The organism is Streptomyces gardneri (assembly GCF_006539185.1).
Classification (GTDB): Bacteria; Actinomycetota; Actinomycetes; order Streptomycetales; family Streptomycetaceae; genus Streptomyces; species Streptomyces gardneri.
This window is the reverse complement of record NZ_BJMN01000079.1, coordinates 1-24,986: the sequence shown is the minus strand read 5'-3', so window position 1 is coordinate 24,986 and position 24,986 is coordinate 1. Positions and strand designations below refer to the sequence as shown.

Annotated in this window: 23 protein-coding genes; 15 read left to right on the top strand and 8 right to left on the bottom strand. The window is 73.1% G+C overall.

Annotated elements, in window-relative coordinates; genetic code table 11:
- The first annotated feature begins 196 nt into the window (after window positions 1-196).
- Window positions 197-2,326 carry a primosomal protein N' gene (locus tag SGA01_RS38420; RefSeq protein WP_141302821.1) on the top strand — a complete coding sequence of 710 codons (2,130 nt, stop codon included), beginning with the start codon at window positions 197-199 and terminating at the stop codon, window positions 2,324-2,326.
- A 142-nt stretch (window positions 2,327-2,468) separates the two neighbouring features.
- Here SGA01_RS38420 and SGA01_RS38415 read toward each other — a convergent pair whose 3' ends face one another.
- Window positions 2,469-2,987, bottom strand: a complete 519-nt coding sequence (locus SGA01_RS38415) for a hypothetical protein (RefSeq protein WP_055644585.1) — start codon at window positions 2,985-2,987, stop codon at window positions 2,469-2,471.
- Window positions 2,988-3,215: 228 nt separating this feature from the next.
- On the opposite strand from SGA01_RS38415, the gene fmt reads away from it, so the two are divergent.
- The 8 genes from fmt (at window position 3,216) to SGA01_RS38375 (ending at window position 10,664) form a co-directional block, all read left to right on the top strand.
- Complete coding sequence (gene fmt / locus SGA01_RS38410; RefSeq protein WP_141302819.1) at window positions 3,216-4,148, top strand: methionyl-tRNA formyltransferase; 933 nt, start codon at window positions 3,216-3,218, stop codon at window positions 4,146-4,148.
- Window positions 4,149-4,251: 103 nt separating this feature from the next.
- Window positions 4,252-5,664, top strand: coding sequence for an RsmB/NOP family class I SAM-dependent RNA methyltransferase (locus SGA01_RS38405; protein ID WP_141302817.1), 1,413 nt, complete (start codon window positions 4,252-4,254; stop codon window positions 5,662-5,664).
- 150 nt (window positions 5,665-5,814) lie between these two features.
- The gene (rpe, locus tag SGA01_RS38400; protein WP_024760842.1) at window positions 5,815-6,498 is read left to right on the top strand and encodes a ribulose-phosphate 3-epimerase; all 684 of its coding nucleotides are present in this window, start codon (window positions 5,815-5,817) and stop codon (window positions 6,496-6,498) included.
- Window positions 6,499-6,633: 135 nt separating this feature from the next.
- Window positions 6,634-7,683, top strand: a complete 1,050-nt coding sequence (locus SGA01_RS38395) for a sugar-binding transcriptional regulator (RefSeq protein ID WP_174867684.1) — start codon at window positions 6,634-6,636, stop codon at window positions 7,681-7,683.
- A 65-nt stretch (window positions 7,684-7,748) separates the two neighbouring features.
- Entirely contained in the window at window positions 7,749-8,201 is a 453-nt protein-coding gene (locus SGA01_RS38390; protein WP_141302815.1) for a guanyl-specific ribonuclease, read from the top strand.
- Window positions 8,198-8,530 (top strand): barstar family protein, encoded by a 333-nt coding sequence (locus SGA01_RS38385; RefSeq protein WP_141302813.1) that lies wholly within the window; start codon window positions 8,198-8,200, stop codon window positions 8,528-8,530. Before SGA01_RS38390 ends, SGA01_RS38385 begins: the two co-directional genes overlap by 4 nt.
- 105 nt (window positions 8,531-8,635) lie before the next feature.
- A complete protein-coding gene (locus SGA01_RS38380; RefSeq protein WP_167534284.1) occupies window positions 8,636-10,078 on the top strand; it encodes a GuaB1 family IMP dehydrogenase-related protein in 1,443 nt (480 codons plus the stop codon).
- A 76-nt stretch (window positions 10,079-10,154) separates the two neighbouring features.
- The gene (locus SGA01_RS38375) at window positions 10,155-10,664 is read left to right on the top strand and encodes a GNAT family N-acetyltransferase (protein WP_141302805.1); all 510 of its coding nucleotides are present in this window, start codon (window positions 10,155-10,157) and stop codon (window positions 10,662-10,664) included.
- Here the strand turns inward: SGA01_RS38375 and SGA01_RS38370 are convergent.
- Entirely contained in the window at window positions 10,636-11,649 is a 1,014-nt protein-coding gene (locus SGA01_RS38370) for a GDSL-type esterase/lipase family protein (RefSeq protein ID WP_141302803.1), read from the bottom strand. The genes SGA01_RS38375 and SGA01_RS38370 overlap by 29 nt on opposite strands.
- 376 nt (window positions 11,650-12,025) lie before the next feature.
- Here SGA01_RS38370 and SGA01_RS38365 point away from each other — a divergent pair, with 376 nt between their 5' ends.
- Entirely contained in the window at window positions 12,026-13,513 is a 1,488-nt protein-coding gene (locus tag SGA01_RS38365) for an amino acid permease (protein WP_174867683.1), read from the top strand.
- 10 nt (window positions 13,514-13,523) lie between these two features.
- Entirely contained in the window at window positions 13,524-13,979 is a 456-nt protein-coding gene (locus SGA01_RS38360) for an Lrp/AsnC family transcriptional regulator (protein ID WP_015032260.1), read from the top strand.
- 81 nt (window positions 13,980-14,060) lie between these two features.
- On the opposite strand, the gene SGA01_RS38355 is transcribed toward SGA01_RS38360, so the two are convergent.
- Window positions 14,061-14,627, bottom strand: a complete 567-nt coding sequence (locus SGA01_RS38355; protein WP_141302802.1) for a Repetin — start codon at window positions 14,625-14,627, stop codon at window positions 14,061-14,063.
- Between the two features lie 290 nt (window positions 14,628-14,917).
- On the opposite strand from SGA01_RS38355, the gene SGA01_RS38350 reads away from it, so the two are divergent.
- Together SGA01_RS38350 and SGA01_RS38345 are read left to right on the top strand one after the other, a co-directional pair.
- A complete protein-coding gene (locus SGA01_RS38350) occupies window positions 14,918-15,724 on the top strand; it encodes a carbon-nitrogen hydrolase family protein (RefSeq protein WP_141302800.1) in 807 nt (268 codons plus the stop codon).
- A 60-nt stretch (window positions 15,725-15,784) separates the two neighbouring features.
- A complete protein-coding gene (locus tag SGA01_RS38345; protein ID WP_055644598.1) occupies window positions 15,785-17,482 on the top strand; it encodes a flavin monoamine oxidase family protein in 1,698 nt (565 codons plus the stop codon).
- A gap of 13 nt (window positions 17,483-17,495) precedes the next feature.
- On the opposite strand, the gene SGA01_RS38340 is transcribed toward SGA01_RS38345, so the two are convergent.
- From SGA01_RS38340 to SGA01_RS38330, 3 genes are all read right to left on the bottom strand, one after another.
- Window positions 17,496-18,263 (bottom strand): DUF5995 family protein, encoded by a 768-nt coding sequence (locus tag SGA01_RS38340; protein ID WP_255325368.1) that lies wholly within the window; start codon window positions 18,261-18,263, stop codon window positions 17,496-17,498.
- Between the two features lie 73 nt (window positions 18,264-18,336).
- A complete protein-coding gene (locus SGA01_RS38335; RefSeq protein WP_141302798.1) occupies window positions 18,337-19,737 on the bottom strand; it encodes a uracil-xanthine permease family protein in 1,401 nt (466 codons plus the stop codon).
- Between the two features lie 142 nt (window positions 19,738-19,879).
- Window positions 19,880-21,103, bottom strand: coding sequence for an MFS transporter (locus SGA01_RS38330; RefSeq protein ID WP_141302797.1), 1,224 nt, complete (start codon window positions 21,101-21,103; stop codon window positions 19,880-19,882).
- A 126-nt stretch (window positions 21,104-21,229) separates the two neighbouring features.
- Between SGA01_RS38330 and SGA01_RS38325 the strand changes: the two genes are divergently transcribed.
- Complete coding sequence (locus tag SGA01_RS38325) at window positions 21,230-22,366, top strand: ROK family transcriptional regulator (protein WP_141302796.1); 1,137 nt, start codon at window positions 21,230-21,232, stop codon at window positions 22,364-22,366.
- Window positions 22,367-22,392: 26 nt separating this feature from the next.
- Here SGA01_RS38325 and SGA01_RS38320 read toward each other — a convergent pair whose 3' ends face one another.
- A complete protein-coding gene (locus SGA01_RS38320) occupies window positions 22,393-23,046 on the bottom strand; it encodes a DUF1326 domain-containing protein (RefSeq protein ID WP_141302795.1) in 654 nt (217 codons plus the stop codon).
- Window positions 23,047-23,162: 116 nt separating this feature from the next.
- On the opposite strand from SGA01_RS38320, the gene SGA01_RS38315 reads away from it, so the two are divergent.
- Window positions 23,163-23,990, top strand: a complete 828-nt coding sequence (locus SGA01_RS38315; RefSeq protein WP_141302794.1) for a DUF2182 domain-containing protein — start codon at window positions 23,163-23,165, stop codon at window positions 23,988-23,990.
- Between the two features lie 12 nt (window positions 23,991-24,002).
- On the opposite strand, the gene SGA01_RS38310 is transcribed toward SGA01_RS38315, so the two are convergent.
- Window positions 24,003-24,743 (bottom strand): SDR family oxidoreductase, encoded by a 741-nt coding sequence (locus SGA01_RS38310; RefSeq protein WP_141302793.1) that lies wholly within the window; start codon window positions 24,741-24,743, stop codon window positions 24,003-24,005.
- Window positions 24,744-24,986 lie beyond the last annotated feature (243 nt).

Genomic DNA, 24,986 nt, shown 5'->3' with positions numbered 1-24,986 from the left:
TGAGCTGCCGGACTTCACCTGGGAGCGCACCGACCGCGTGGACGCCCTGAAGAAGGCCGCCGGTCTGTAGGTCCCGGCGTCCGGCGGCCCCGGACCCCGGATTTCCCGGCTGTACGTGACGGAAGCCCGGTACCCCTTGGGGGGTGCCGGGCTTCCGTCTGCCCGACTGTCGGTGCCGTCTGGTAGGTATGGGGCTGTGAGCAGCGAGAACGAGAATTCCGACGGGCCCGAGCAGCTCGCGCTCATTCGGGAGACCGTGCGGAAGGCGAACGTGCCGCGGGCCAAGCCGCGGACCTGGCGTGGGGCCGCGCTGGCCAAGGAGCTGCCCGTCGCCCGGGTCGTCGTGAACAAGGGGTCGCTCCACCTCGACCAGTTCTTCGACTACGCGGTCCCGGAGGAGCTGGACGACATCGCCAAGCCCGGGGTGCGCGTCCGGGTGCGGTTCGGGGCGGGCGCCCACCAGGTGCGGAACGGGCGCCGCGAGGGCGGACGGCTGATCGACGGCTTCCTCGTCGAGCGGCGGGCCACCTCCGACTACTCCGGGCCCCTCGCGGCCCTCGCCGACGTCGTCTCGCCCGAGCCGGTGCTCGGCCCCGAGCTGCTCGGCCTCGCCCGGGCCGTCGCCGACCGGTACGCGGGCAGCCTCGCCGACGTGCTCCAGCTCGCCGTGCCGCCGCGCAGCGCCCGCGCCGAGGGCCGGACCTCTCCGGAGCCCCTGCCGCCGCCGAAGCGCCCGGAGCCCGGCAGCTGGACGCGGTACGAGCAGGGGGCGGCCTTCCTGGACTCCCTCGCGCGCGGCGGGGCGCCCCGGGCCGTGTGGAACGCGCTGCCGGGACCGCACTGGGCCGAGGAGATCGCCCGCGCCGTCGCCGCGACCCTGGCCTCCGGCCGCGGCGCCCTCGTCGTCGTACCGGACGGCCGGGCGGCCGGACGGGTCGACGCGGCGCTGACCGAGGTCCTGGGGGACGGGCGGCACGCGCTCCTCACCGCCGAAGCGGGCCCCGAGAAGCGGTACGCGCGATGGCTCGCCGTCCGGCGCGGCTCCGTGCGGGCCGTCGTCGGCACCCGGGCCGCGATGTTCGCCCCCGTGCGGGACCTCGGACTCGCCGTCATCTGGGACGACGGCGACGGCAGCCACAGCGAACCGCACGCCCCGCAGCCCCACGCGCGCGAGGTCCTTCTGCTGCGCGCCGCCCACGACCGGTGCGCCTTCCTCCTCGGCAGCACGAGCTGCACCGTCGAGGCCGCCCAGCTGGTGGAGTCCGGCTGGGCCAAGGCCCTCGGCGCCGGACGCGAGCAGGTCCGCAGGGCCGCCCCCCTGATCCGGACCGTCGGCGACGGCGAACTGGCCCGCGACGAGGCCGCGCGCGCCGCCCGGCTGCCCTCGCTGGCCTGGCAGGCCGTACGGGAGGGGCTGAAGACCGGGCCGGTGCTCGTCCAGGTCCCCCGGCGCGGATACGTCCCCCGGCTGGCCTGCGAGCGCTGCCGGACGCCCGCCCGTTGCCGCCACTGCGCCGGGCCCCTGGAGGCCCCCGAGCAGCAGGAGCTGCGCTGCGGCTGGTGCGGGCGCGGCGCACCCGACTGGCACTGCGTGGCGTGCGGCTCGAACCGGCTGCGGGCCCAGATCGTGGGCGCGCGGCGCACGGCGGAGGAGCTCGGCCGGGCGTTCCCGGCGGTGCCGGTGCGGACCTCGGGGCGCGACCACATCCTGGACACCGTGCCCGGGCGACCGGCGCTCGTCGTCTCCACCCCCGGCGCCGAACCCGTCGCCGAGGGCGGCTACGCGGCCGCGCTGCTCCTCGACGGCTGGGCCATGCTCGGCCGGCCCGACCTGCGCGCGGGCGAGGAGGCGCTGCGCCGCTGGATCGACGCGGCCTCGCTGGTGCGGGGCCAGCCCGAGGGCGGCACGGTCGTCGTGGTCGCCGAGCCGACGCTCCGCCCGGTCCAGGCGCTCGTCCGCTGGGACCCGGTGGGCCACGCCCAGCGGGAGCTGGCCGAGCGGGCCGAGCTGGGCTTCCCGCCGGTCTCCCGGATGGCGGCGGTGTCCGGTCCGTCGGAGGCGGTCGAGGGCTTCCTGGCGGCGGCCGGGCTGCCGGGTGACGCGGAGGTCCTCGGTCCGGTGCCGCTGGCGGTGGTACGCCCCGGCGGGCCGCGGCGTCCCGGGGATCCGCCCCCGGGCGAGCAGTGGGAGCGCGCCCTGGTCCGGGTGCCGCCGGGCAGCGGCGCGGCCCTCGCGGCGGCCCTCAAGCAGGCCCGGGCGGCCGGGCTCGCGCGCGGCGGGGGCGAACCCGTGCGGATCCGCGTCGACCCCCCGGACATCGGCTGACGCCGCCGCTTCCGGGCGGCGACGACCGCCGACTGCGGGCGAAGCGCGGCGTCCCGCCGATACGGGCGACGTGCGACGGCCGCCGAGACGCGCGACGGCCGCCGGCCCCGGTGGGGGCGGCGGCCGTCGGAGGCTCGGCGGGTCAGCCGTTGCGCGGGCCGGGGAGGGCCGACGGGCGCGGGTCCTCGCGGAGGGTGGCACTGCCCGAGGTGGGCTGCGGCGGCATCGAGCGGGCGGCGGGCACCGAGGGAAGGGTGCGGGTCACGCCCGGCTCCGTGCCGTGGTCCTGCTCCACCGGGATGCCCGGCTGCGGCGCGCGACGGGCTCCGTAACGGCGGTGGACGGCCTGCTTGGTGACACCGAGCGCGGAACCCACCGCGTCCCACGAGAAACCGAGCGAGCGGTCGAAGTCGACCGCCGCGGTCACCAGGGTCTCGACGCTGTCCCGCAGCTCCTGGGCGAGGCGGACGGTCGGGGCGGGCGCGCGCCCGTAGACGACGAAGCCCGTCGACGGGCCGGAGCGGCGGGGACGGTAGACATTGCCCAACTGGGCCGTGAGCGTGCGCAGTGCGTCCACCTGCCGCCGGACCCGCTCGATGTCCCGCACCAACAGGTGCAGACTCGCCCGGGCTTGGGCGTCGTGGGTTGCGTGGTCGGCCATGTGAAAGCCTCTCGAACCGGCGTGAAAGGGGGAGGGTCGCAGGGGGGGAACGGCGACCCGATTCGGTCAATCTCTCTTGACCAACGCGCCACCCGGAGTTGGGTCACGCTGCGGGGGCGTACACGCATATGCGCGGGGCGCTCGTCCTTCCGTACGCCCCCTTCCCACCGGCCCTCTAGACTGGTGCGCTGCCCGTAAAGCCCCCGGACAGACAGGCAGCCGCCACCCATGAAGCTCGTCTTCGCAGGCACCCCCGAGGTCGCCGTACCCGCCCTGGACGCCCTGCTCGCCTCCGGCCGCCACGAGGTCGCCGCCGTGGTCACCCGCCCGGACGCCCCGGCGGGGCGCGGCCGGCGGCTCGTCGCCAGCCCGGTGGCCCAGCGGGCCGAGGAGGCCGGGATCGAGGTCCTCAAGCCGGTCCGCCCCCGCGACGAGGACTTCCTCGCCCGGCTCCGCGAGATCGCCCCGGACTGCTGCCCGGTCGTCGCCTACGGCGCCCTGCTTCCCAAGGTCGCCCTCGACATCCCCGCGCGGGGCTGGGTCAACCTGCACTTCTCGCTGCTGCCCGCGTGGCGCGGCGCGGCGCCCGTGCAGCACTCGCTGATGGCGGGCGACCAGGTGACGGGCGCGTCCACCTTCCTGATCGAGGAGGGTCTCGACTCGGGCCCGGTCTACGGCGTCGTCACCGAGGACGTCCGCCCGACCGACACCAGCGGCGATCTGCTGACCCGGCTCGCCTTCGCGGGCGCCGGACTGCTCGCCGCGACCATGGACGGCATCGAGGACGGCAACCTCCAGGCCGTCCCGCAGCCCGTCGAGGGCATCACCCTCGCCCCGAAGATCCAGGTCGAGGACGCGCACGTCGACTTCGCGGCCCCCGCCCTGCGGGTCGACCGCGTGGTCCGCGGCTGCACCCCGGCCCCCGGCGCCTGGACGCTCTTCCGCGGCGAGCGCCTCAAGCTGATCCAGGTCACGCCCCTTCCGGACCGCACCGACCTGGCCCCGGGCGAGCTCGTGGTCGGCAAGAACAACGTGTACGCCGGCACCGGTTCGTACGCCGTCGAGCTCCTCTGGGTCCAGCCGCAGGGCAAGAAGCCGATGAAGGCCGCCGACTGGGCCCGTGGCGTCCGCATCGCCCCCGGCGAGCGGCTGGGCGCCTAGACCACGCGGCCAGGGGCCGCTCGGCGGCCCCCGGCGCGGTCAGGCCCGCGGCGGACGTAGTCTTGGAGGGTTCGACCTCTTCATTTCGTCACGCGGAGCACCTTTGAGCGAGCAGGCACGTCGCCGTCCCCACAAGCCCTACCGGCGGCCCCAGAAGGACCCCGTCCGGATGCTCGCCTTCGAGGCGCTGAGGGCGGTGGACGAGCGCGACGCCTACGCCAACCTGGTGCTGCCGCCGCTCCTGAAGAAGGCCCGCGAGAAGGGCGACTTCGACGGTCGGGACGCGGCCCTCGCGACCGAGCTCGTCTACGGGACGCTGCGTCGCCAGGGCACGTACGACGCGATCATCTCCGCCTGCATCGACCGGCCGCTGCGCGAGGTCGACCCGCCCGTGCTCGACGTGCTCGCGCTCGGCGCGCACCAGCTGCTCGGGACCCGGATCCCCACCCACGCGGCCGTCTCCGCCAGCGTCGAGCTCGCCCGGGTGGTGCTCGGCGACGGTCGGGCCAAGTTCGTGAACGCCGTCCTGCGGAAGATCTCGCAGCAGGACCTCGACGCCTGGGTGGCGCAGGTCGCCCCGCCGTACGACAAGGACGCCGAGGACCACCTCGCCGTCGTCCACTCGCACCCGCGCTGGGTCGTCTCGGCGCTCTGGGACGCCCTCGGCGGCGGCCGCGCGGGCATCGAGGACCTCCTGGAGGCCGACAACGAGCGGCCCGAGGTCACCCTCGTCGCCCGCCCCGGCCGCTCCACCACCGAGGAGCTCGCCGCGGTCACCGAGACGCTGCCGGGCCGCTGGTCCCCGTACGCCCTGCGGATGGCCGAGGGTGGCGAGCCCGGTGCCATCGAGGCGGTCAAGGACGGCCGGGCCGGCGTCCAGGACGAGGGCAGCCAGCTCGTCGCCCTCGCCCTGGCCAACGCGACGCTCGAAGGGTCCGACGCCCGCTGGCTCGACGGCTGCGCGGGTCCCGGCGGCAAGGCCGCCCTCCTCGCCGCCCTCGCCTCCGAGCGCGGCGCCGCGCTGCTCGCCTCCGAGAAGCAGCCGCACCGCGCCCGCCTCGTCGAGCGCGCCCTCGCCGGCAACCCCGGCCCCTACCAGGTCATCGCCGCCGACGGCACCCGCCCGCCGTGGCGCCCCGGTTCCTTCGACCGGGTCCTGATGGACGTGCCCTGCTCGGGTCTCGGCGCCCTGCGCCGTCGCCCCGAGGCCCGCTGGCGCCGTCGCCCCGAGGACCTGGACGGCTTCGCCCCGCTCCAGCGCGCCCTGCTGACCGAGGCGCTGAGCGCCGTGCGCGTCGGTGGGATCGTCGGCTACGCGACCTGCTCGCCGCATCTCGCCGAGACCCGGGTCGTCGTCGACGACGTCCTCAAGAAGGTCGGCGGCGCCGATCTGATCGACGCCCGTCCCTTCATGCCCGGCGTCCCGGCGCTCGGTGACGGTCCGGACGTCCAGCTGTGGCCGCATCTGCACGGCACGGACGCCATGTATCTGGCGCTGCTGCGCCGTACCGCCTGACCCGCGGACGTCCGACCCTTCGACCACCTGACCGCAATCTCCCGGTCCGTCCCGGTCCGCGGCTCGTCGCTTCGTACCGAAATTGGTCTGGACCGAGTCCGAAACCGCTCAGCGGCAAAGAAGTGCCCAAGAACGTGGGAGGCTTGGCACATGGCGCAGATCAACCCCAGCATCCTGTCCGCGGACTTCGCCCGGCTCGCCGAGGAGGCGAAGGCCGTCGAGGGCGCCGACTGGCTGCACGTCGACGTGATGGACAACCACTTCGTGCCCAACCTGACGCTGGGGGTGCCGATCGTCGAGTCGCTCGCCCGGGCGACGGGTACGCCGCTCGACTGCCACCTCATGATCGAGGACCCCGACCGCTGGGCGCCCCAGTACGTGGAGGCGGGCGCCGGGTCGGTCACCTTCCACGTCGAGGCCGCGGCCGCTCCCGTGCGGCTCGCGCGGGAGATCCGGGCCAAGGGTGCGCGGGCCTCCATGGCGCTCAAGCCGGCCACGCCGATCGAGCCGTACGAGGACCTGCTCCCCGAGCTCGACATGCTGCTGATCATGACGGTCGAGCCCGGCTTCGGCGGTCAGGCCTTCCTCGACATCATGCTGCCCAAGATCCGCCGCACCCGTGAGCTGATCTCCAAGCACGGTCTGGAGCTGTGGCTCCAGGTCGACGGCGGTGTCGCCGAGTCCACCATCGAGCGGTGCGCCGAGGCCGGTGCCGATGTGTTCGTCGCGGGCTCGGCGGTCTACGGCGCGGCGGACCCGGCGGCCGCCGTGGCCTCGCTGCGGGCCCGCGCCGAGGCCACGACGGCCTCCGCCGCGTGGGCGTGTGGCCACTGAACCACCGTCGGATGAACGCGGCCCGTCGGGCCGCCGACAGGACCGATCAAGGCCCGCCGGATCTGACAGGATGAACGGCGAGTCCAGAGTGTGAACGACAGCCGTATGCGAACAGCCGTGTGTGAACAGCGGTACGTGAACAGCAGTGAGGAGATCGCGGTGGCGGGTATGTCGGCGGGACGGTCAGCCCTGCGGATGGGCCCCGCGGAGCTGGTGCAGGCGGCGGCCATGGCCCGCCGCTTCTACCTCGAGGGCAAGTCCAAGATCCAGATCGCCGAGGAGTTCGGCGTGAGCCGCTTCAAGGTGGCGCGGGTCCTGGAGACCGCCCTGGAGCGCGACCTCGTGCGCATCGAGATCCGTGTGCCGGCCGAGCTGGACGCCGAGCGCTCCGACGCGCTCCGCGCCCGCTACGGACTCCGTCACGCCGTCGTCGTCGAGTCCCCGGCGGAGGGCGAGGACGAGTCGCCGGACCCGGAGAACCTCGGCGAGGTCGCGGCCGACCTGCTCGGCGAACTGGTCACCGAGGGCGACGTCCTGGGCCTCGCCTGGGGCCGCTCCACCATCCACATGGCGGCGGCGCTCGACCGGCTGCCGCCCTGTACGGTCGTGCAGCTCACCGGCGTGTACGACGCCGGGACCGCCGAGCGCGGCTCGGTCGAGGCCGTCCGCCGTGCCGCCCAGGTCTCCGGCGGCGAGGCGCACCCGATCTACGCGCCCATGCTGCTGCCGGACCCGGCGACCGCAGCGGCGCTGCGCAGCCAGACCGGCATCGCGCGGGCCTTCGAGTACTTCGACAAGGTGACGGTCGCCTGCGTGTCCATCGGCTCCTGGGAGCCGGGCATCTCGACCGTGCACGACATGCTCTCCGACGCGGAGCGCGCCCACTACGCCTCGCTCGGCGTCGCCGCCGAGATGTCCGCGCACCTCTTCGACACCGAGGGCCGCCGCGTCGGCCGCGACCTGGGCGAGCGGTGCATCACCGTCGAGGCGGACCGGCTGCGGCGCATCCCCGAGGTCGTGGCGATCGCCGGCGGGCAGCGCAAGGCGGCGGCGATCGGTGCGGTCCTCCGCTCCGGGCTCGTCACCAGCCTGGTCACGGACCGAGCCGCGGCGGACTACCTGCTGACCGAGTCCAGCCCGGGCACGCACCCGGCGCTCGACCGGACGGACCCCGACGGCAGCTGAGCCGCCACCGCACGCCCCCGCGATTTCCCAGGGCCGGAGCCATCCCGTAACGGTATGTTCGGGACATGCTGCTCCGGCCCTTTCGCGTGCTCCTCACGCTTGTCCTGTGCGTCTTCCTGGCCGGATGCTCCACCGCGGGCGACGCGGTCTCCACGGGGCCGACCCGCGCCGCTCCCACCGCCACCACCCCTGCCGCCACCGCCCCGGCCCACGCGGCCACCGGGGCGGTCGGGATCTCGGGACTGCCCACCGTCCGGGCCGCCGACCTGCCTCCCGAGGCGCGCCGGACGCTCGACCTCATCGCGCGCGGCGGCCCCTACCCGTACGCCAAGGACGGCGCCGTCTTCTCGAACTTCGAGCGGATCCTGCCGCGCAAGGAACGCGGGTACTACCGCGAGTACACCGTGAAGACCCCCGGCGAGCGCGACCGGGGGGCGCGCCGGATCGTCACCGGGCGGGACGGCGAGATCTACTGGACCGACGACCACTACGAGACCTTCCGGGAGGTTCTCGGATGAGACTCGCCGACGCCGTCGTCCTCGACCTGACCGGAGTCACGGACAAGGCCGCCCTCATGGACCGGTGCGCCGTGACCCTCGCGCTGCCCGCGTGGTTCGGCCGGAACTGGGACGCCCTGGCGGACTGCCTGACCGATCTCCCCGAACCCGTCACCGTCGTCGTCACCGGCTGGCAGGAGTACGCCAGGACGCGTCCCCACGAGTGGCGGACCGCCCAGGACGTCTTCGCCACGGCCGTCGACGAGCGCCCCACCCGCCTCTGTGTCCTCCTCTCCCTGGGAGAGGGCCTCGTAGGATCCGACGAACCCCCTGCCACAAGGCTCGGATGATTCGCCCGGGGCTGGTATTCGTACCGGCGTGGGACAATGAACTACGTGCTTTTTCCCCTGGCTGAAATGCCTAGGGGCCGATCCGAACGACTGGGATGTCAGCACGTGCGTTTCCTCAATGACGTCAAGCCGCCCTACGACCTGACGTACGACGATGTGTTCATGGTGCCGAGCCGCTCGGCCGTGGGTTCCCGCCAGGCGGTGGACCTCGCCTCGCCGGACGGTACCGGTACGACGATCCCGCTGGTCGTCGCCAACATGACCGCCATCGCCGGCCGTCGCATGGCCGAGACGGTCGCCCGCCGCGGCGGCCTGGTCGTCATCCCCCAGGACATCCCGATCGAGGTCGTCACCGACGTCATCTCGTGGGTCAAGAGCCGCCACCACGTGCTCGACACCCCGATCGTCCTGGAGCCCCACCAGACCGTCGCCGACGCGCTCTCCCTGCTGCCGAAGCGGGCCCACGGCGCCGGTGTCGTCGTCGACGAGAACCGCCGCCCGATCGGTGTCGTCACCGACGCCGACCTGTCCGGTGTCGACCGCTTCACCCAGCTGTCCGAGGTCATGTCGAAGGACCTGCTCCTCATCGACGCCGACATCGAGCCGCGCGAGGCGTTCAACACGCTGGACCACGCCAACCGCCGCTACGCCCCGGCCGTCGACAAGGACGGACGCCTGGTCGGCATCCTGACCCGCAGGGGCGCGCTCCGCGCGACCCTGTACACCCCGGCCACCGACGCCCAGGGCAAGCTGCGCATCGCCGCCGCCGTCGGCATCAACGGCGACTTCGTGGGCAAGGCCAAGCAGCTCCTCGACGCGGGCGTGGACACGCTCGTCATCGACACGGCGCACGGCCACCAGGAGTCGATGATCTCCGCGATCAAGGCCGTGCGGGCGCTCGACCCGCAGGTCCCGATCGTCGCGGGCAACATCGTCGCCGCCGAGGGCGTCAAGGACCTCATCGACGCGGGCGCCGACATCATCAAGGTCGGCGTCGGCCCCGGCGCGATGTGCACCACCCGCATGATGACCGGCGTCGGCCGGCCGCAGTTCTCGGCCGTCCTGGAGTGCGCCGCCGAGGCGAAGAAGTACGGCAAGCACGTCTGGGCCGACGGTGGCGTCCGGCACCCGCGCGACGTCGCCATGGCGCTCGCCGCCGGCGCGTCGAACGTGATGATCGGCTCCTGGTTCGCCGGCACGTACGAGTCGCCCGGCGACCTCCAGCAGGACGCCAACGGCCGGCTCTACAAGGAGTCCTTCGGCATGGCCTCCGCCCGCGCCGTCAAGAACCGCACGAGCGACGAGTCCGCCTACGACCGCGCCCGCAAGGCGCTGTTCGAGGAGGGCATCTCCACCTCCCGCATGTTCCTCGACCCGTCCCGTCCGGGCGTCGAGGACCTGATCGACTCGATCATCGCGGGCGTCCGCTCCTCCTGCACCTACGCCGGTGCCGGCTCGCTCGCCGAGTTCGAGGAGAAGGCCGTGATCGGCATCCAGTCCGCCGCCGGCTACGCCGAGGGCAAGCCGCTGCACGCCAGCTGGAGCTAGTCCTTCACCGTCGTACGCCGTGGGCCCCCGGGGAAATCCTCCCCGGGGGCCCACGGCGTTCCCGTACGGTCGGCGCATGGAGATCAGGCCCTGCCGCGCCGAGGACGTGCCCGTACTCGACCGCCACATCCCCGCTCCCGGGGCGCCGAGCCGCCACGCCGACCGCTTCGCGCGCCAGGAGGCCGGGGCCGGGACGTACCTCCTCGCGTGGCGCGACGGTGTGCCCGTCGGCCACGGACAGGTCCGCTGGGACGGCTGCGCCGCCCCCGAGGTGCGGGCCGCCCTCGGCGACTGCCCCGAGCTCAACGGCCTTGACGTGTGGCCCGAGGGGCTCCGCGGGCAGGGCATCGGGACGGCGCTGGTCCACGCCGCCGAGGAGCTGGTGCGCGAGCGTGGCGGGACCGCTCTGGGGCTCGGGGTGGCCCGTGACAACCCGCGGGCGGCCGCGCTGTACGCGCGGCTCGGCTACGAGCCCGTCGTCGCCTACACCGACCGCTGGGCCTGGACGGACGCGGCGGGCCGCACGCACGCCTGCGCGGACGCGTGCACCTTCCTGGTCAGGCCTCTGGCGGTACGGGGCGGCTGACCGGCACGTGGGGGAGCAGGACCTCCGCCACCGCCGCCGCGATCCGGGCGTGCCCCCGGTCGTTCGGGTGCAGTCCGTCCGCAAGGTGCTCGGGGCCGAGCAGAGGGCGCCCGGGGAGGACCAGGAGCCGTCCGTCCCCCTCGGCGGCCAGATCGCGGCCCGCGCGCTCCATGGCCCTGCGCAGCTCCGTGAGCGTGGCTCCGAGGGCGTTGCGGGTGTGCTCGGCCTCCGGTCGCAGGACGGGCGAGACGATCAGCAGCGGGACGGCCGGATGGCCCCGGCGGACCAGGGCGACGAACGCCCGGACGGTCGCGTACAGCCAGTCGGCCGTCACGGGGACCCGGGACCAGCAGTTGGTGCCGAAAGCGAGGGTGACCACCTCGCCCGGGAGCCGCGCGAGGTGCTCGGCCAGCGGGAGCTCGCCGCGCGCCCCGCCCGCGTACCCCAGATTGACCGGGTCGAGTCCCAGCAGCCGCCCGGCCGTGGCGGGCCAGGAGTGCGCGGGGCGCGTCGACCACCAGCCCTCGGTGATCGAGTCGCCGTGGACGAGCCAGCGGGGCCGGACAGGGGCGGGGGAGAGGCGGCCCCCGACGGCCCTCAGGGCGAGCGGGACCGGGGACTGGCCCTCGGGGAGGTGGACGGTGAAGACGCCGCCGCACGGGGGCAGGGGGAGGCTGACCGTGCCCTCCGGCGCCGGGGCGGCGCAGGTCTCGCCGACGAGCCGCCGGCCCTGCCACAGCGCGAAGCAGTGCCGCAGCGCGGCGAGCGGGTCGTCCGGCTCCGGGACGGCCGCGCGGTAGCGCAGCTCCACCGCCCGCGTCCCGGGCTCCGCCGTGAACTCGACGCGTACGCCGATGGGCAGCGCCGCCCGCTCGGCGATGTCCCACGGGAGCCGCTCCAGGTCGGCGGGGTCCGCCCGGACGGGCCGGTCCCCGTCGAGCCAGGCCGTGCCGCGCAGGAAGGGCGCCGGGGCGAGCCAGCCCACCGAGGCCTCCGATCGTGGGGTTGCCGGGGGCTCGCAGCGTGGGTCACGGGGCACGAGGAGTCAAGGCACGTGCACGCGCTCGGGCGGCCGGTCGCGCCGCGCCGCCAGGGACGGCGAGGAGACCCCAATGTGCCGATTCATGCAGGGGCGCGCAATGTTTCCCCGTCTGCGCCGCGAGCGCGCAATGATCATCCGGCACTGCGCAACAACCCTGCATTACGAGTGCGAACCTCATCCCCTTAGGCTCGTGCCCCGTACCAGGAGTGGCGGCGACCGCCTGCTCGGCGGTTCCCCTCCCCCGTGGGCTTGCTTCGGCATGCCCACGTGCCGCCGTGGTCGTCCCACCGCCTACAGGCAGCGATAAGGAGCCTCCGCAGTGCTGGACCACGGCGCAGCCCCACCGGTCGTCGACACGACCACCCCCAAGACCTCCATGCTCGGCGCACTCACCCGGCGCAAGCCGGTTGAACGCCTGGTCAACGAGGGTGGGCAGGGCGAGGGCGGCAGTCTCCGCCGCTCGCTCTCCATGTGGCAGCTGACCATGATCAGCATCGGCGCCACGCTCGGCACCGGCATCTTCGTCGTCCTCGGCGACGCCGTCCCGCAGGCCGGCCCCGCGGTCACCCTGGCCTTCGTGATCGCCGGCCTCACCGCGCTCTTCTCCGCCCTCTCGTACGCCGAGCTGGCCGGTGCGATCCCGGTCGCCGGCTCCTCGTACTCGTACGCGTACGCAACGATGGGCGAACTCGTCGCCTGGGTCTGCGGCTGGTGCCTGGTCCTGGAGTACGGCGTCTCCGTCGCCGCCGTGGCCGTCGGCTGGGGCGAGTACGTCAACGAGCTCCTCGACGGCACCATCGGCGTCACCATCCCCGACGCGCTCTCCTCCGCCCCCGGCGAGGGCGGCATCATCAACCTGCCGGCCCTGATCGTCGTCCTGCTGGCGATGGTCTTCCTGCTCGGCGGCGCGAAGGAGTCGGCCCGCGCCAACACGATCATGGTCGTGGTGAAGATCGCCGCGCTCGTGCTCTTCTGCACCATCGGCTTCATGGGCTTCAAGTCCGGCAACTACTCGGACTTCATGCCGCTCGGCATGGCCGGGGTCAGCGCCGCCGGCGCCAGCCTCTTCTTCTCGTACATCGGCTTCGACGCCGCCTCCACCGCAGGTGAGGAGGCGAAGAACCCGCAGCGCGACCTGCCGCGGGCGATCATGCTCTCGCTGATCATCGTCACCACCCTGTACGTCCTCGTGGCCGCCGTCGCCGTCGGCGCGTGGAACTGGAAGGACTTCGAGGGCTCCAAGGCCTCCCTCGCCGCGATCATGAACGATGTGAGCGGCCAGACCTTCTGGGGCACGCTGCTCGCCGCCGGCGCCGTCATCTCCATCGCGAGCGTCGTCCTGACCGTCCTCTACGGCCAGACCCGTGTCCTCTTCGCCATGTCCCGCGACGGCCTCGTCCCGAAGGTCTTCGGCAAGGTCAGCACCAAGACCGGCACCCCGCGGGTCAACACCGTGATCGTCTCGATCTTCTGCGGTGTCCTCGCGGCGGCCATCCCGCTCGGCGAGCTCGTCGACGCCACCAGCATCGGCACCCTCTTCGCCTTCGCGCTGGTCAACATCGCGGTCGTCATCCTGCGCAAGACCCGCCCGGACATGAAGCGCACCTTCCGCGTGCCGCTCGGCTGGCTCTTCCCGGTCCTCGGCTTCGGCTTCTGCGTCTACAACATGTTCAGCCTCGGCGCCTCCACCTGGACGGTCTTCGGTTGCTGGATGGCCGCCGGGCTCGTGTTCTACTTCCTGTACGGCATGCGCCGCTCCCGACTGGCCCCGGCCCCGGCCGTGGCAGAGGCCCCAGCAGAGAAGTGATCCACCCGTAGTGCGACTCAACGACCTCGACGAACGCATCGTCCACGCCCTCGCGGAGGACGCCCGCCGCAGCTATGCCGACATCGGCTCGCTCGTCGGACTCTCCGCGCCCGCCGTGAAACGGCGCGTGGACCGGCTCAGGGCCGAGGGCGCCATCACCGGATTCACCGTACGGGTGGACCCGGCGGCGCTCGGCTGGGAGACCGAGGGCTTCGTCGAGATCTACTGCCGCCACAACACCTCGCCGGACGACATCCGGCGAGGTCTGGAGCGGTATCCCGAGGTGGTGTCCGCGTCGACCGTCACCGGTGACGCGGACGCCGTCGTGCAGGTCTTCGCCTCGGACATGCGCCACTTCGAGCGCGTCCTGGAGCGGATCGCGGGCGAGCCCTTCGTGGAGCGCACCAAGTCCGTCCTGGTGCTCTCGCCGCTGCTGCGGCGCTTCTCCTCGGGCTCGCCCGCGTAACCCCGCGAGGTACGGGCGGTCGGGGCGGTGCGGGCCGTGGTTCCCGCACCGCCCTTCGCCCGCCCACCCCCGTGGGGCGGTCTACTCGGTCGGGTACACGAACTCCCAGGGCACGACCTTGAAGTCGCCCGTCCCCTCCTTGACCTTCTCGAACGGGGCGCCGCTGATGCACGGCGGCACCTTGTCCTTCTTCGGGTCGGCGGTCATCCAGGTGTAGCCGAGCCGGTCGCCGTTTGCGTCGTCGTGGACCGTGACCCCGACGCGCGCCTTCTTGAACTCCTTCACATCGGTCTCGACGACGACGCCGGAGACGACGGCCACCTTGCCGCCCGTCGTGAGGCAGTCGACCTTGACCTTCGCGTAGCCGCCCCAGTCGCCCTTGTAGTGGCTGAAGCGGAACGTGCCGGTGGCCTTCATCGGATCCTGCCGGTCCTTCTCGGCGAGATGCGCGTCGAAGGTGAAGGTGATGTCGTCCCCGGCCGGCCGGTACAGCTTGGCCGTGCCGGTCAGCGCGGCGGCCTCCGAGACGGCGGCCCGGGCCGCGGCCGGGGCGGGAGCCTCGTCCACCGAGGCGGCGGCGATACCCCCGGCTCCCAGCGTCAGCAGGACGGCGGCGGCGACGGCGACGATCTTCGTACGGCGGTTCATGGCTTCCCGTTCCCTTCGGCAGGTCGTCCGGCAGGTCTTCCGGACGAGCACCACTCTTCCGCGCGGCCGCCGGCCGGGCGTCGGGCCGCAGGACGGTCCTCGTCTCCGCCGCGCGGCGGGGAGCCGTACGACCCCGGGCGGAGCCCCGCGCAACGAATCGCCGTGGTGGCCGGAGATCGCGCAACGGTTCGACGGTCGGTCCGCAACGCTCCCGCCTTGTCCGAACAGAGCGCGAAACCGTACCGTTTTTGACGTCTCCCCCTTGTACTCCGACCCACCCGAGGATCACCATGCCCGCGCTGCGCACCGCCCTGCTCCAGAGCTCCGGCGAGCTCGGTGACGTGGCCGCCAACCTCAAGATCCTCGACGAGGCCGCCGGCCGCGCGGCCGCCGCCGGAGCGGGCCTGCTGCTCGCCCCCGAGCTGTTCCTCACCGGGTACGCCATCGGCGCCGACATGGCGCGCCTGGCCGAACCGGCCGACGGCCCCTCCGCCCGCGCCGTCGCGGCGATCGCCGTGCGCCACGGCCTCGCCGTCGGCTACGGCTACCCGGAGCGGGACACCGAGCGGCACGGGGTCCTGTACAACGCGGCCCGGCTCATCGGCGCCGACGGGGAACCGCTCGCCGACTACCGCAAGACCCACCTCTTCGGCGGCTTCGAGACGACCTGGTTCACCCCCGGTGACCAGGCCGTCGTCCAGGCCGAGCTCGGCGGTCTCACCGTCGGCATGATGATCTGCTACGACGTCGAGTTCCCGGAGAACGTCCGGGCGCACGCGCTGGCCGGCACGGACCTCCTCCTCGTACCGACCGCGCTCATGCACCCCGCCGAGATCGTGCCCCTGTCCGTGGTGCCGGTCCGTGCCTTCGAGAACCAGCTCTACATCGCGTACGCCAACCGGACCGGCCCCGAGGGCGACTTCGAGTTCGTCGGCCTCTCCGCCCTCGCCGGCCCCGACGGCACCGCCCGCGCCCGCGCCGGGCGGGGCGAGGAGCTCGTCATCGGCGACGTCGACCCCGACTTCCTGGCGGCCTCGCGCGCGGAGAACCCCTACCTCCGCGACCGGCGCCCGGGCCTCTACGGCCCCCTCGTCTGAGCCGCCCCTCCCCGCCTTCCCGACCGCCTCACCTTTTTCCGTGCAAGGAGTCCGTACCCCATGACGTCCACGGTGCCCACGACCGCCGTCCCCCACAGCGACGGCCAGCCGCCGATCACCATGTTCGGTCCGGACTTCCCGTACGCCTACGACGACTTCCTGGCCCACCCGGCCGGGCTCGGCCAGATACCGGCCACCGAGCACGGCACCGAGGTCGCCGTCATCGGCGGCGGTCTCTCCGGCATCATCGCCGCGTACGAGCTCATGAAGATGGGCCTCAAGCCCGTCGTCTACGAGGCCGACCAGATCGGCGGCCGGCTGCGGACCGTGGGCTTCGAGGGCACCGCCACCGAGGGCCTCACCGCTGAGATGGGCGCGATGCGCTTCCCGCCCTCCTCGACCGCGCTCCAGCACTACATCGACCTGGTCGGCCTGGAGACCACGCCGTTCCCGAACCCGCTGGCCGAGTCGACCCCCTCGACCGTCGTCGACCTCAAGGGCGAGTCGCACTACGCCACCACCGTGGACGACCTCCCGCAGGTCTACCGCGACGTGATGAACGCGTGGAACGCCTGTCTGGACGAGGGCGCCGACTTCTCCGACATGAACCAGGCCATGCGCGAGCGCGACGTCCCGCGCATCCGCGAGATCTGGTCGAAGCTCGTCGAGAAGCTCGACAACCAGACCTTCTACGGCTTCCTCTGCGAGTCGGAGTCCTTCAAGTCCTTCCGCCACCGCGAGATCTTCGGCCAGGTCGGCTTCGGCACCGGCGGCTGGGACACCGACTTCCCCAACTCCATCCTGGAGATCCTCCGCGTCGTCTACACCGAGGCGGACGACCACCACCGCGGCATCGTGGGCGGCTCGCAGCAGCTGCCGCTGCGCCTGTGGGAGCGCGAGCCGGAGAAGATCGTCCACTGGGCGCCGGGCACCTCGCTCAGCTCCCTGCACGAGGGCACCCCGAAGCCGGCCGTGACCCGCCTCAACCGGACCGCCGGCAACCGGATCACCGTCACCGACGCCTCCGGCGACATCCGTACGTACCCGGCGGCGATCTTCACCGCCCAGTCCTGGATGCTGCTCTCCAAGATCGCCTGCGACGACTCGCTCTTCCCGATCGACCACTGGACGGCGATCGAGCGCACCCACTACATGGAGTCCTCGAAGCTCTTCGTGCCCGTCGACCGGCCGTTCTGGCTGGACAAGGACGAGGAGACCGGCCGCGACGTCATGTCGATGACGCTGACCGACCGGATGACCCGCGGCACGTACCTGCTCGACGACGGCCCGGACAAGCCGGCCACGATCTGCCTCTCGTACACGTGGTGCGACGACAGCCTGAAGTGGCTGCCGCTCTCCGCCAACGAGCGGATGGAGGTCATGCTGAAGTCGCTCGGCGAGATCTACCCGAAGGTCGACATCCGGAAGCACATCATCGGCAACCCGGTGACGGTCTCCTGGGAGAACGAGCCCTACTTCATGGGCGCCTTCAAGGCGAACCTGCCGGGCCACTACCGCTACCAGCGCCGCCTGTTCACGCACTTCATGCAGGAGCAGCTGCCCGAGGACAAGCGGGGCATCTTCCTCGCGGGCGACGACATCTCCTGGACGGCCGGCTGGGCCGAGGGCGCGGTGCAGACGGCGCTCAACGCGGTGTGGGGCGTGATGCACCACTTCGGCGGCGGCACCGACGCCACCAACCCGGGTCCGGGCGACGTCTACGAGGAGATCGCCCCGGTCGAGCTGCCGGAGGACTGAGTCCCCGTACGGTTCAGGGCCTGGTGAGCGGCGTGAGCAGCATCCGCCCCACCAGGCCCACCGACCGGTCGAGCCGCTCGGTGAACTCCCCGGCCAGCTCCGGCAGCCCGCGCAGCTGCCAGAGCGAGCGCGCCGCCAGCCAGGCCCCGTCGCGGGCCCGGTCCAGGCTCCAGCAGCCGAGCAGATGCGTCAGCGGGTCCGCGATCTCCAGGAGGTCCGGGCCCGGCATCAGTTCCTCCCTGATGCGCTCCTCCAGGAGGAGGAGGATGTCGCCGACCCGGTCGAACTCGTCCTCCAGATCGGCGGGCGCGCACTCCAGGACGCGGCAGGTGTCGACCACCGCGAGCGCCAGGTCGTGGCCTACGTGGGCGTTGATCCCGGCGAGCGCGAACTGCAGCGGTCGTACGCCGGGGTGGCGCCGGTAGTGGAAGAGCGGCCGCCAGCAGGCGGGCGCCGGGCCGCCGGTGGCGACGGTGTCGACCGCCGTGAGGTAGCGCTCGGCGAACCGCACGTCGAGGGTGGCGGCCGCCGTGCGGTCGGCGAAGGTGCCCGCCTGGATGGCGTGGCCGATCTCCTCGGTGACCGTCAGGTAGACCCGGTTGAAGACGGCGACCCCGTCGGCCGGATGCCAGGTGGCGCGGAGCGTCCGCATCCGGTCCACCACGGGGTCGACCGCGACGAACTGCCCGATGTCGCGACCGATGTCCCGACCGATGTCCCGGCCCGTGTCCAGGCCGATGTCATGACCGCTGTCCTGCCCGAGCTGCTGGGTCTGCGCCATGGGGGCAGGTTTCCAGTTCGCCGGGCCGGGAGGGAACTCCCTGGGCCCGGCTTCCCCAGAACGGGCGAATCACTCAGCTCTTCGACAGCGGATCCCCGGCGGAGCTGCTCTCGTACGAGCTCGTGCCGGAGTCCAGGAGGGGCTCCTGCTCCTTGAGGTGGGCCGGGGCGAAGGCCCGCAGCACGTGGTAGCCGGTGATGACGACGATCGTGCCGAGCGCGATGCCGCCCAGCTCGAAGGTGTCGGTGAAGGTGAGCTTCACCCCGCCGACGCCGATGATGATGCCGGCGGCGGCCGGGACCAGGTTGAGCGGGTTGCGCAGGTCGACCTTGGCGTTGATCCAGATCTGGGCGCCGAGCAGACCGATCATGCCGTAGAGGATCACGGTGATGCCGCCGAGGACACCGCCGGGGATGGCGGCGACGATCGCGCCGAACTTCGGGCAGAGGCCGAAGAGGAGCGCGAAGCCGGCCGCGGCCCAGTAGGCGGCGGTCGAGTAGACCCGGGTGGCGGCCATGACGCCGATGTTCTCCGAGTACGTGGTGTTCGGCGGGCCGCCCACGGCGGTCGACAGCATCGAGGCGGCGCCGTCGGCGGCGATGGCCGTGCCGAGCTTGTCGTCCAGGTTGTCGCCGGTCATCTCGCCGACGGCCTTGACGTGACCGGCGTTCTCGGCGATCAGTGCGATGACCACGGGCAGCGCGACCAGGATCGCGGACCACTCGAAGCTCGGTCCGTGGAAGGACGGCAGGCCGATCCAGTCGGCCTTCGACACACCGGAGAGGTCCAGCCGCCAGTGGTCGGTGACCTGGCCGCTCGGGGACATCGAGTGGATCTTGCCGAAGACCAGGTCGAAGATCCAGGAGATGGCGTAGCCGAAGATCAGGCCGAGGAAGATCGCGATCCGGGACCAGAAGCCGCGGAGACAGACCACGGCCAGACCGGTGAACAGCATCACGAGCAGCGCCGTCCACTGGTCCTGCGGCCAGTACGTCGACGCGGTGACCGGGGCCAGGTTGAAGCCGATCAGCATGACGACGGCGCCGGTCACGATCGGCGGCATCGCCGCGTGGATGATCCGCGCGCCGAACTTCCGTACCGCCAGACCGGCCAGGAAGAGCACCGCGCCGACGACGAGGACCGCGCCGGTCACGGTGGCGCTGGTGCCGCCCGAGGCCCGGATGGCGGCGGCGACGCCGACGAAGGAGAGCGAGCAGCCCAGGTAGGACGGGACGGTGCCGCGGGTCGCGAGGAGGAAGATCGCGGTCGCGACACCGGACATCATGATCGCGAGGTTCGGGTCCAGACCCATGAGGACCGGAGCCACGAAGGACGCCCCGAACATGGCGACGACGTGCTGGGCGCCGAGGCCGACGGTGCGGGGCCAGGAGAGCCGCTCGTCCGGCCGGACGACGGCCCCGGGAGCGGGTGTTCTCCCGTCGCCGTGCAGGGTCCAGCGCACGCCGAGGTTCATGAGGTCGCTCCCGTTCCGAGGTTCCGGCGGCCGTGTCGCGACCGCAAAAGATCAGCCACATGGTATGCGCCGCGACCTGCCGGAACCGATCTCGGCCGTGCGTCCCGACCGGTCCGGAGCGGACGGACCCGCCGGGACGCCGTTACGCGACCGGGCCGGAGCTCTTCGCCGGGGCGCCGTCCGCCCGGGCCGAGGTCGCCGCCGCGCGGGCGCCGGGCCTGAGCACGCCCGCCCCGATCACCAGGCCCAGGGCCAGCAGGGTGACCAGGCCGAAGGAGAAGACGAGCGAGGTCGCGTCGGCGATGCCGCCGATCGCCGAGGGGGCGATGAGACCCGAGGTGTACGTGATGGTGGCGACGCCCGCGATGGCCTGGCTGGGGTTCGGCCCGCTGCGGGCCGCCGCGGCGAAGGCGAGCGGGACGACGACCGCGACGCCGAGCCCGATGAGACCGAATCCGGCCATCGCGACGGCGGCGTGCGGGGCGAGGACGACCATGAGCCCGCCGAGGGTGGCGACGGCACCCCCGACCCGTACCGTACGGACCGCGCCGAAGCGGTCCACGACGCGGTCGCCGACCAGCCGCGCCACGGCCATCGTCAGCGCGAAGGCGGTCGTCGATGCGGCCGCGAGCCCGGCCGAGCTGCCCAGCTCGTCCTGGAGGTAGACGGCCGACCAGTCGAGGCTGGCGCCCTCCGCGAACACCGCGCAGAAGCCGATGGCGCCGATGATCAGCGCGGACTTCGGCGGCAGCGAGAACCGCGGCGGTGCCTCCTCGTCCGGCGTGGCCTGTACGTCCAGGACGCCCTGGCAGCAGACCATGCCGAGCGCGGTGAGAGCCAGGGCCGCGATCAGGTGGTGGACGCGGGCGTCGGCGCCGATGTGGGCCGCGACCGTGCCGGCGGCCGAACCGAGGAGCGCGCCCACGCTCCACATGCCGTGCAGGCTCGACATGATGGACTTGCCGAGCCGGTTCTCGGTCTCGACGCCGAGCGCGTTCATCGCCACGTCGGACATGCCCGCGGTCGCGCCGTACACGAAGAGCACGCCGCACAGCCCCCAGATGTTCGGTGCCAGCGAGGGCAGCGTCAGGGAGAGCGTCCACAGGGCGAGCAGGCCCCGCAGGGCCGTGCGGGCGCCGAAGCGGTGGCTGATGGCACCGGCCAGCGGCATCGCGAGGGAGGCGCCGAGCGCGGGGAAGGCGAGAGCGAGCCCGAGCTGTCCGGCGCTGACGCCCGCGTGCTCCTGGATCCACGGGATACGGGTCGCGAAGCTGCCGGTCACCGCGCCGTGGACGCAGAAGACCGCGGCGACGGCGAAGCGCGCCCGCCGCAGACGCTCGGTGCTGAAGACGGTCTCCGCCGCCATGTGCCCTCCCTGGGTGGTGGTGTGTGGCCGTGCTGGTGGTCTGGCGCGTAAACTATCAGGAACCCTGCCTGATAAATAGATCGCGGGATGGCATCCGTGCCGGAGCGCGTCTGAGAGGATCGCCGCATGGCCGCATCCCCGAGCACCGCACGAGCCATCAACGACCGGTTCGCCCTGCGACTGCTCCAGGACGAAGGCCCGTTGACGGCCACTCAGCTCAAGACCCTCACCGGGCTCTCCCGCCCCACGGTCGCCGACCTCGTCGACCGCCTCCAGGGCTCCGGGCTCGTCCATGTCGTGGGGGAGTCCGGAGCCGAGCGACGCGGCCCCAACGCCAAGCTGTACGGGCTCGTCGCCGACCGGGCGCACCTCGCCGCCCTCGACGTACGCACCAGCTCCGTCTCCGTCACCGTCGCCGACCTGCTCGGGACCACCCTCGCCGAGGCCTCCGTACCCGTCGGCGGCGACAGCGGCACCGGATCCGCCGTCGAGAAGGCGGTCACCCTCCTGGAGCGCACCGTGAAGGAGGCCGGCGCCGACCGGCTGCACACCGTCGCCGTCGGCGCCCCCGGACTCATCGACCCGGCCACCGGTGAGCTGCGCGACTCCTCGGGACTGCCCGCCTGGCACCGGCGGCTCGTCGGCGTCCTCCAGGAACGGCTCCCCGCCCAGGTCCTCGTCGAGAACGAGACCAACCTCGCCGCCGTCGCCGAACTGCGCGAGGGCGCGGCGCGCGACCGTGAGGACTTCGTCCTGCTCTGGCTCGGCCAGGGCGTCGGCGCCGCCGTCGTCCTCGGCGGGCGGCTGCGCCGCGGGGCCTCCGGAGGCGCGGGCGAGATCGGCTTCCTGCCGGTGCCCGGCACCTCGGGGCTCCCCTCGGCCACCGGCTGCGACGGCGGCTTCCACGAACTGGCCTGCACTGCCGCGGTGGAGGCCCTCGCCGCCGAGCACGGGCTCGACCCGTCCGCGGCGCTCGCCCACGGCCCCTTCCTCGACGCCCTGGCCGGGCGGCTGGCCGTCGGCGCGGCAGCGGTCGCCTCCGTCCTCGACCCCGGCTGCGTGGTCCTCGGCGGTGAGACGGGCGACCAGGGCGGCACCGCGCTCGCCGCCCGCGTGGAATCGGCGCTCGCGGCCCTCTCGCCGCTGCGTACGGAGGTCCGGCCGACCACCCTGGGCGACACGGCCGTGCTGCGCGGCGCCCTCCTCCTCGCCCGCGACGCGGCGCAGGACGCGCTCTTCGGCCCTCCACAGACCGGTCGCTAGGGGGTGTCCGGCGGATCAGGGCCCCGTCACGGGCCCGTCCAGTCGAAGGGGATGTGCTTGCTGGAGCGGCCGTCCCAGTTCCACTGGAAACCGAAGGCGTCGGCCCGGTCGGCCGTGGCCCGGCCCCAGGTCACGACCTGACCCGATCCCGTCTCCGAACCAGGGAGGTTCGTCGACTGCACGCGCGCGCCCTCCGGCGTGGTCGGCCCCGTGAGGGCGTCCCCACGCGCCTCGACCCGGCCGGGCACGGACGCCCGCCAGCTCGAAAGGTCGTCCGCCATCTCGAACTCGATCGGGGCGAAGTCCATGCCACGCATCTCCGCGCCGAACATCTCCCCGAACTGCGCGGGCCAACTGCCCGCCTGGCCACCGAAGATCATCTGCAGCGCCCCGCGCTGAGCCTCGTCGGCGCGCTCGTCGAGGAAGACCGCCGCGAACGCGTCGGTGTGCTCGTTGGCCCACACGTTGCCGACGAAGGAGCCGAGCATCAGCACGTTGAGGCCGTCCAGCGATACGTCCCCGTAACGTCCGTCGCGGATGTGCCACACCAGGACGCCGTCGCACCGGCCGTACGTGGGCGGCTGGGCGAAGGAACAGGGGCACGGTACGTCGCACCGGCAGGTGTCGAACCAGTCTCCCGCTGTGTGCCACCGCGGGACGGTCGCCGTCGTCTCGGACATCACGCCGCCTCCTTGGAGGGGTCCCCACCTCCGATTTTCCTCCCCCGTCCCACCCGGGGCCATCGCACGGCCGGGCAGCTGTCGCGCCCCCACGTCCGCTGTGCTGAGCTGGAGGGGTGAGGCTCGACCGGAAGACCCTCGCACCGCCCCTGAGAACGGCGAACCTGCTGTCGGCCAGGGACCTCGCGCTCGCCTGGTCCCTGATGGCGACCCTCGCGGTGCTCGCCTGGGTCCTGGTGGTCGCCCAGGCCCGCGACATGGGGATCGAGCCCGGCACGATGGGCATGGGCGTCCCGCTGTTCCTGCTGCTCTGGCTGATCATGATGATCGCCATGATGTTCCCGTCCGTGGCACCGGTGGCCCTCACCTGGGCCCGGTCCATCGGCCGACGGTCGACCGGTATGGCGCGAGCCTCCCGGCTGACCCAGTTCGTGGGCGGCTACCTGCTGGCCTGGACGGCCTTCGGCCTCCTGGCGTACGGGCTCCTCGCCGTGACCGGCACCCTGGTGGCGGACCACCCCGACGCCGGGCGCTGGATCGGTGCCTCCGCGTTCCTGCTCGCCGGGCTGCACCAGTTCGGCCCGCTGAAGACGGCCTGCCTGCTGCACTGCCGCAGCCCCATGGGCACGCTCGTGCGGTACGCCGGATTCAAGCCCTGGGCCCGGGACCTGAGGGTCGGGCTGCACCACGGCCTGTACTGCGTCGGTTGCTGCTGGGGACTGATGATCGTCCTCGTCCCGCTCGGCGTCATGAACGTCCTCGCGATGGCGGTGCTGGCCGGGGTGATCTTCACCGAGAAGCTCTGGCGGCTCGGCCCGGTCTTCTCCGTCGTCGTCGGCGCCGCGTTCCTGGCCCTCGCCGTCCTGTCCCTGTTCCAGAGCTGGCCGCTGCCGGGCCTGGAGGAACCGGCGACACCGATGACGGAGACGGACATGGCCCGGTGAGTGCCCGGACGGTTACGGAGCGAACCGCCGCGCCAGGAACTCGTCGAACGTCACGTGGCCCACCGCGCGGTCCGGGGCCAGGTGCTCGCCGCGCCGCAACCCCCGGTAGACCTTGCCCGGCAGCGGCACCTCGACGATGCGGCGCCGGCGTCCGCTCGCCCGCAGATACGAGTGGGCCAGCTCGGCGAAGGTACGGATCTCCGGGCCGGCCATGTCCGCCACCCGGCCCGCCGGCCGCCCCGCGGCCAGCTCGGCGAGGCGCGCCGCCGCCTCCGTCACTTCCAGGGGCTGGTCCCGTACCTCCTTGGGCAGCAGCATCACTGGCGGTTTGGCGAGGCCCTCGAGCAGCCGGAGGATCAGGTCGTGGAACTGGGTGGTGCGCAGCAGCGTCCAGCCGACGCCGGAGCCCTGGATCATGCGCTCCACCATGTACTTGGTGCGGTAGTAGCCGAGCGGCACCCGGTCGACGCCGATGATCGAGATGTACAGGAGGTGCGGCACCCCGGCGCGCCGCGCCGCCTCGAGCAGGATGCGGGCGGCGTCCTTGTCGCCGCGCAGGATGTTGCTGCAGTGGACGACCGTGTCCACCCCGTCGACCGCCCGGTCGAGCAGCGGCCCGCCCTGCCGCAGGTCGACCGCGTACGGCGGGGAGTGCCTGCTGAGGACCCGTACGTCGTGGCCGTCCGCGCGCAGCCGCTCGCAGACGGGCCTGCCGAGGGTTCCCGTGCCACCGGTCACCAGGATCGTGCTCATGTCTCAAGACTGACGGCCCCGGCCTCGGTCCGCACACGCGGGAAGCGCCCGGTCCGCCCGTGGAGTGCACACACGCGCACCTGCGGAGTGCCCACACGCGGAGCGCCGCGCCCCGGACAGGGGGGCGCGGCGCGGTGGGAGCCCGGCGGCGGCAAGGGCCGTGAGAATCCGCCGCCGGGGGTCTTTCGCAGGGGTGCGTCAGCCGTGGGTCAGCAGGCGCCGAGGTCCTTCCAGACACCCCAG

Excerpts from the sequence above, each read along its gene's own strand:
- SGA01_RS38340 (WP_255325368.1), bottom strand. The coding sequence starts at position 18,263 with ATGGCGCAGACCCAGCAGCTCGGGCAGGACAGCGGTCATGACATCGGC.
- SGA01_RS38325 (WP_141302796.1), top strand. The coding sequence starts at position 21,230 with ATGGCCGCATCCCCGAGCACCGCACGAGCCATCAACGACCGGTTCGCC.
- fmt (WP_141302819.1), top strand. The coding sequence starts at position 3,216 with ATGAAGCTCGTCTTCGCAGGCACCCCCGAGGTCGCCGTACCCGCCCTG.
- SGA01_RS38310 (WP_141302793.1), bottom strand. The coding sequence starts at position 24,743 with ATGAGCACGATCCTGGTGACCGGTGGCACGGGAACCCTCGGCAGGCCC.
- SGA01_RS38345 (WP_055644598.1), top strand. The coding sequence starts at position 15,785 with ATGACGTCCACGGTGCCCACGACCGCCGTCCCCCACAGCGACGGCCAG.
- SGA01_RS38390 (WP_141302815.1), top strand. The coding sequence starts at position 7,749 with ATGCTGCTCCGGCCCTTTCGCGTGCTCCTCACGCTTGTCCTGTGCGTC.
- SGA01_RS38415 (WP_055644585.1), bottom strand. The coding sequence starts at position 2,987 with ATGGCCGACCACGCAACCCACGACGCCCAAGCCCGGGCGAGTCTGCAC.
- SGA01_RS38330 (WP_141302797.1), bottom strand. The coding sequence starts at position 21,103 with ATGGCGGCGGAGACCGTCTTCAGCACCGAGCGTCTGCGGCGGGCGCGC.
- SGA01_RS38385 (WP_141302813.1), top strand. The coding sequence starts at position 8,198 with ATGAGACTCGCCGACGCCGTCGTCCTCGACCTGACCGGAGTCACGGAC.
- SGA01_RS38375 (WP_141302805.1), top strand. The coding sequence starts at position 10,155 with ATGGAGATCAGGCCCTGCCGCGCCGAGGACGTGCCCGTACTCGACCGC.
- SGA01_RS38320 (WP_141302795.1), bottom strand. The coding sequence starts at position 23,046 with ATGTCCGAGACGACGGCGACCGTCCCGCGGTGGCACACAGCGGGAGAC.
- SGA01_RS38350 (WP_141302800.1), top strand. The coding sequence starts at position 14,918 with ATGCCCGCGCTGCGCACCGCCCTGCTCCAGAGCTCCGGCGAGCTCGGT.
- rpe (WP_024760842.1), top strand. The coding sequence starts at position 5,815 with ATGGCGCAGATCAACCCCAGCATCCTGTCCGCGGACTTCGCCCGGCTC.
- SGA01_RS38355 (WP_141302802.1), bottom strand. The coding sequence starts at position 14,627 with ATGAACCGCCGTACGAAGATCGTCGCCGTCGCCGCCGCCGTCCTGCTG.
- SGA01_RS38335 (WP_141302798.1), bottom strand. The coding sequence starts at position 19,737 with ATGAACCTCGGCGTGCGCTGGACCCTGCACGGCGACGGGAGAACACCC.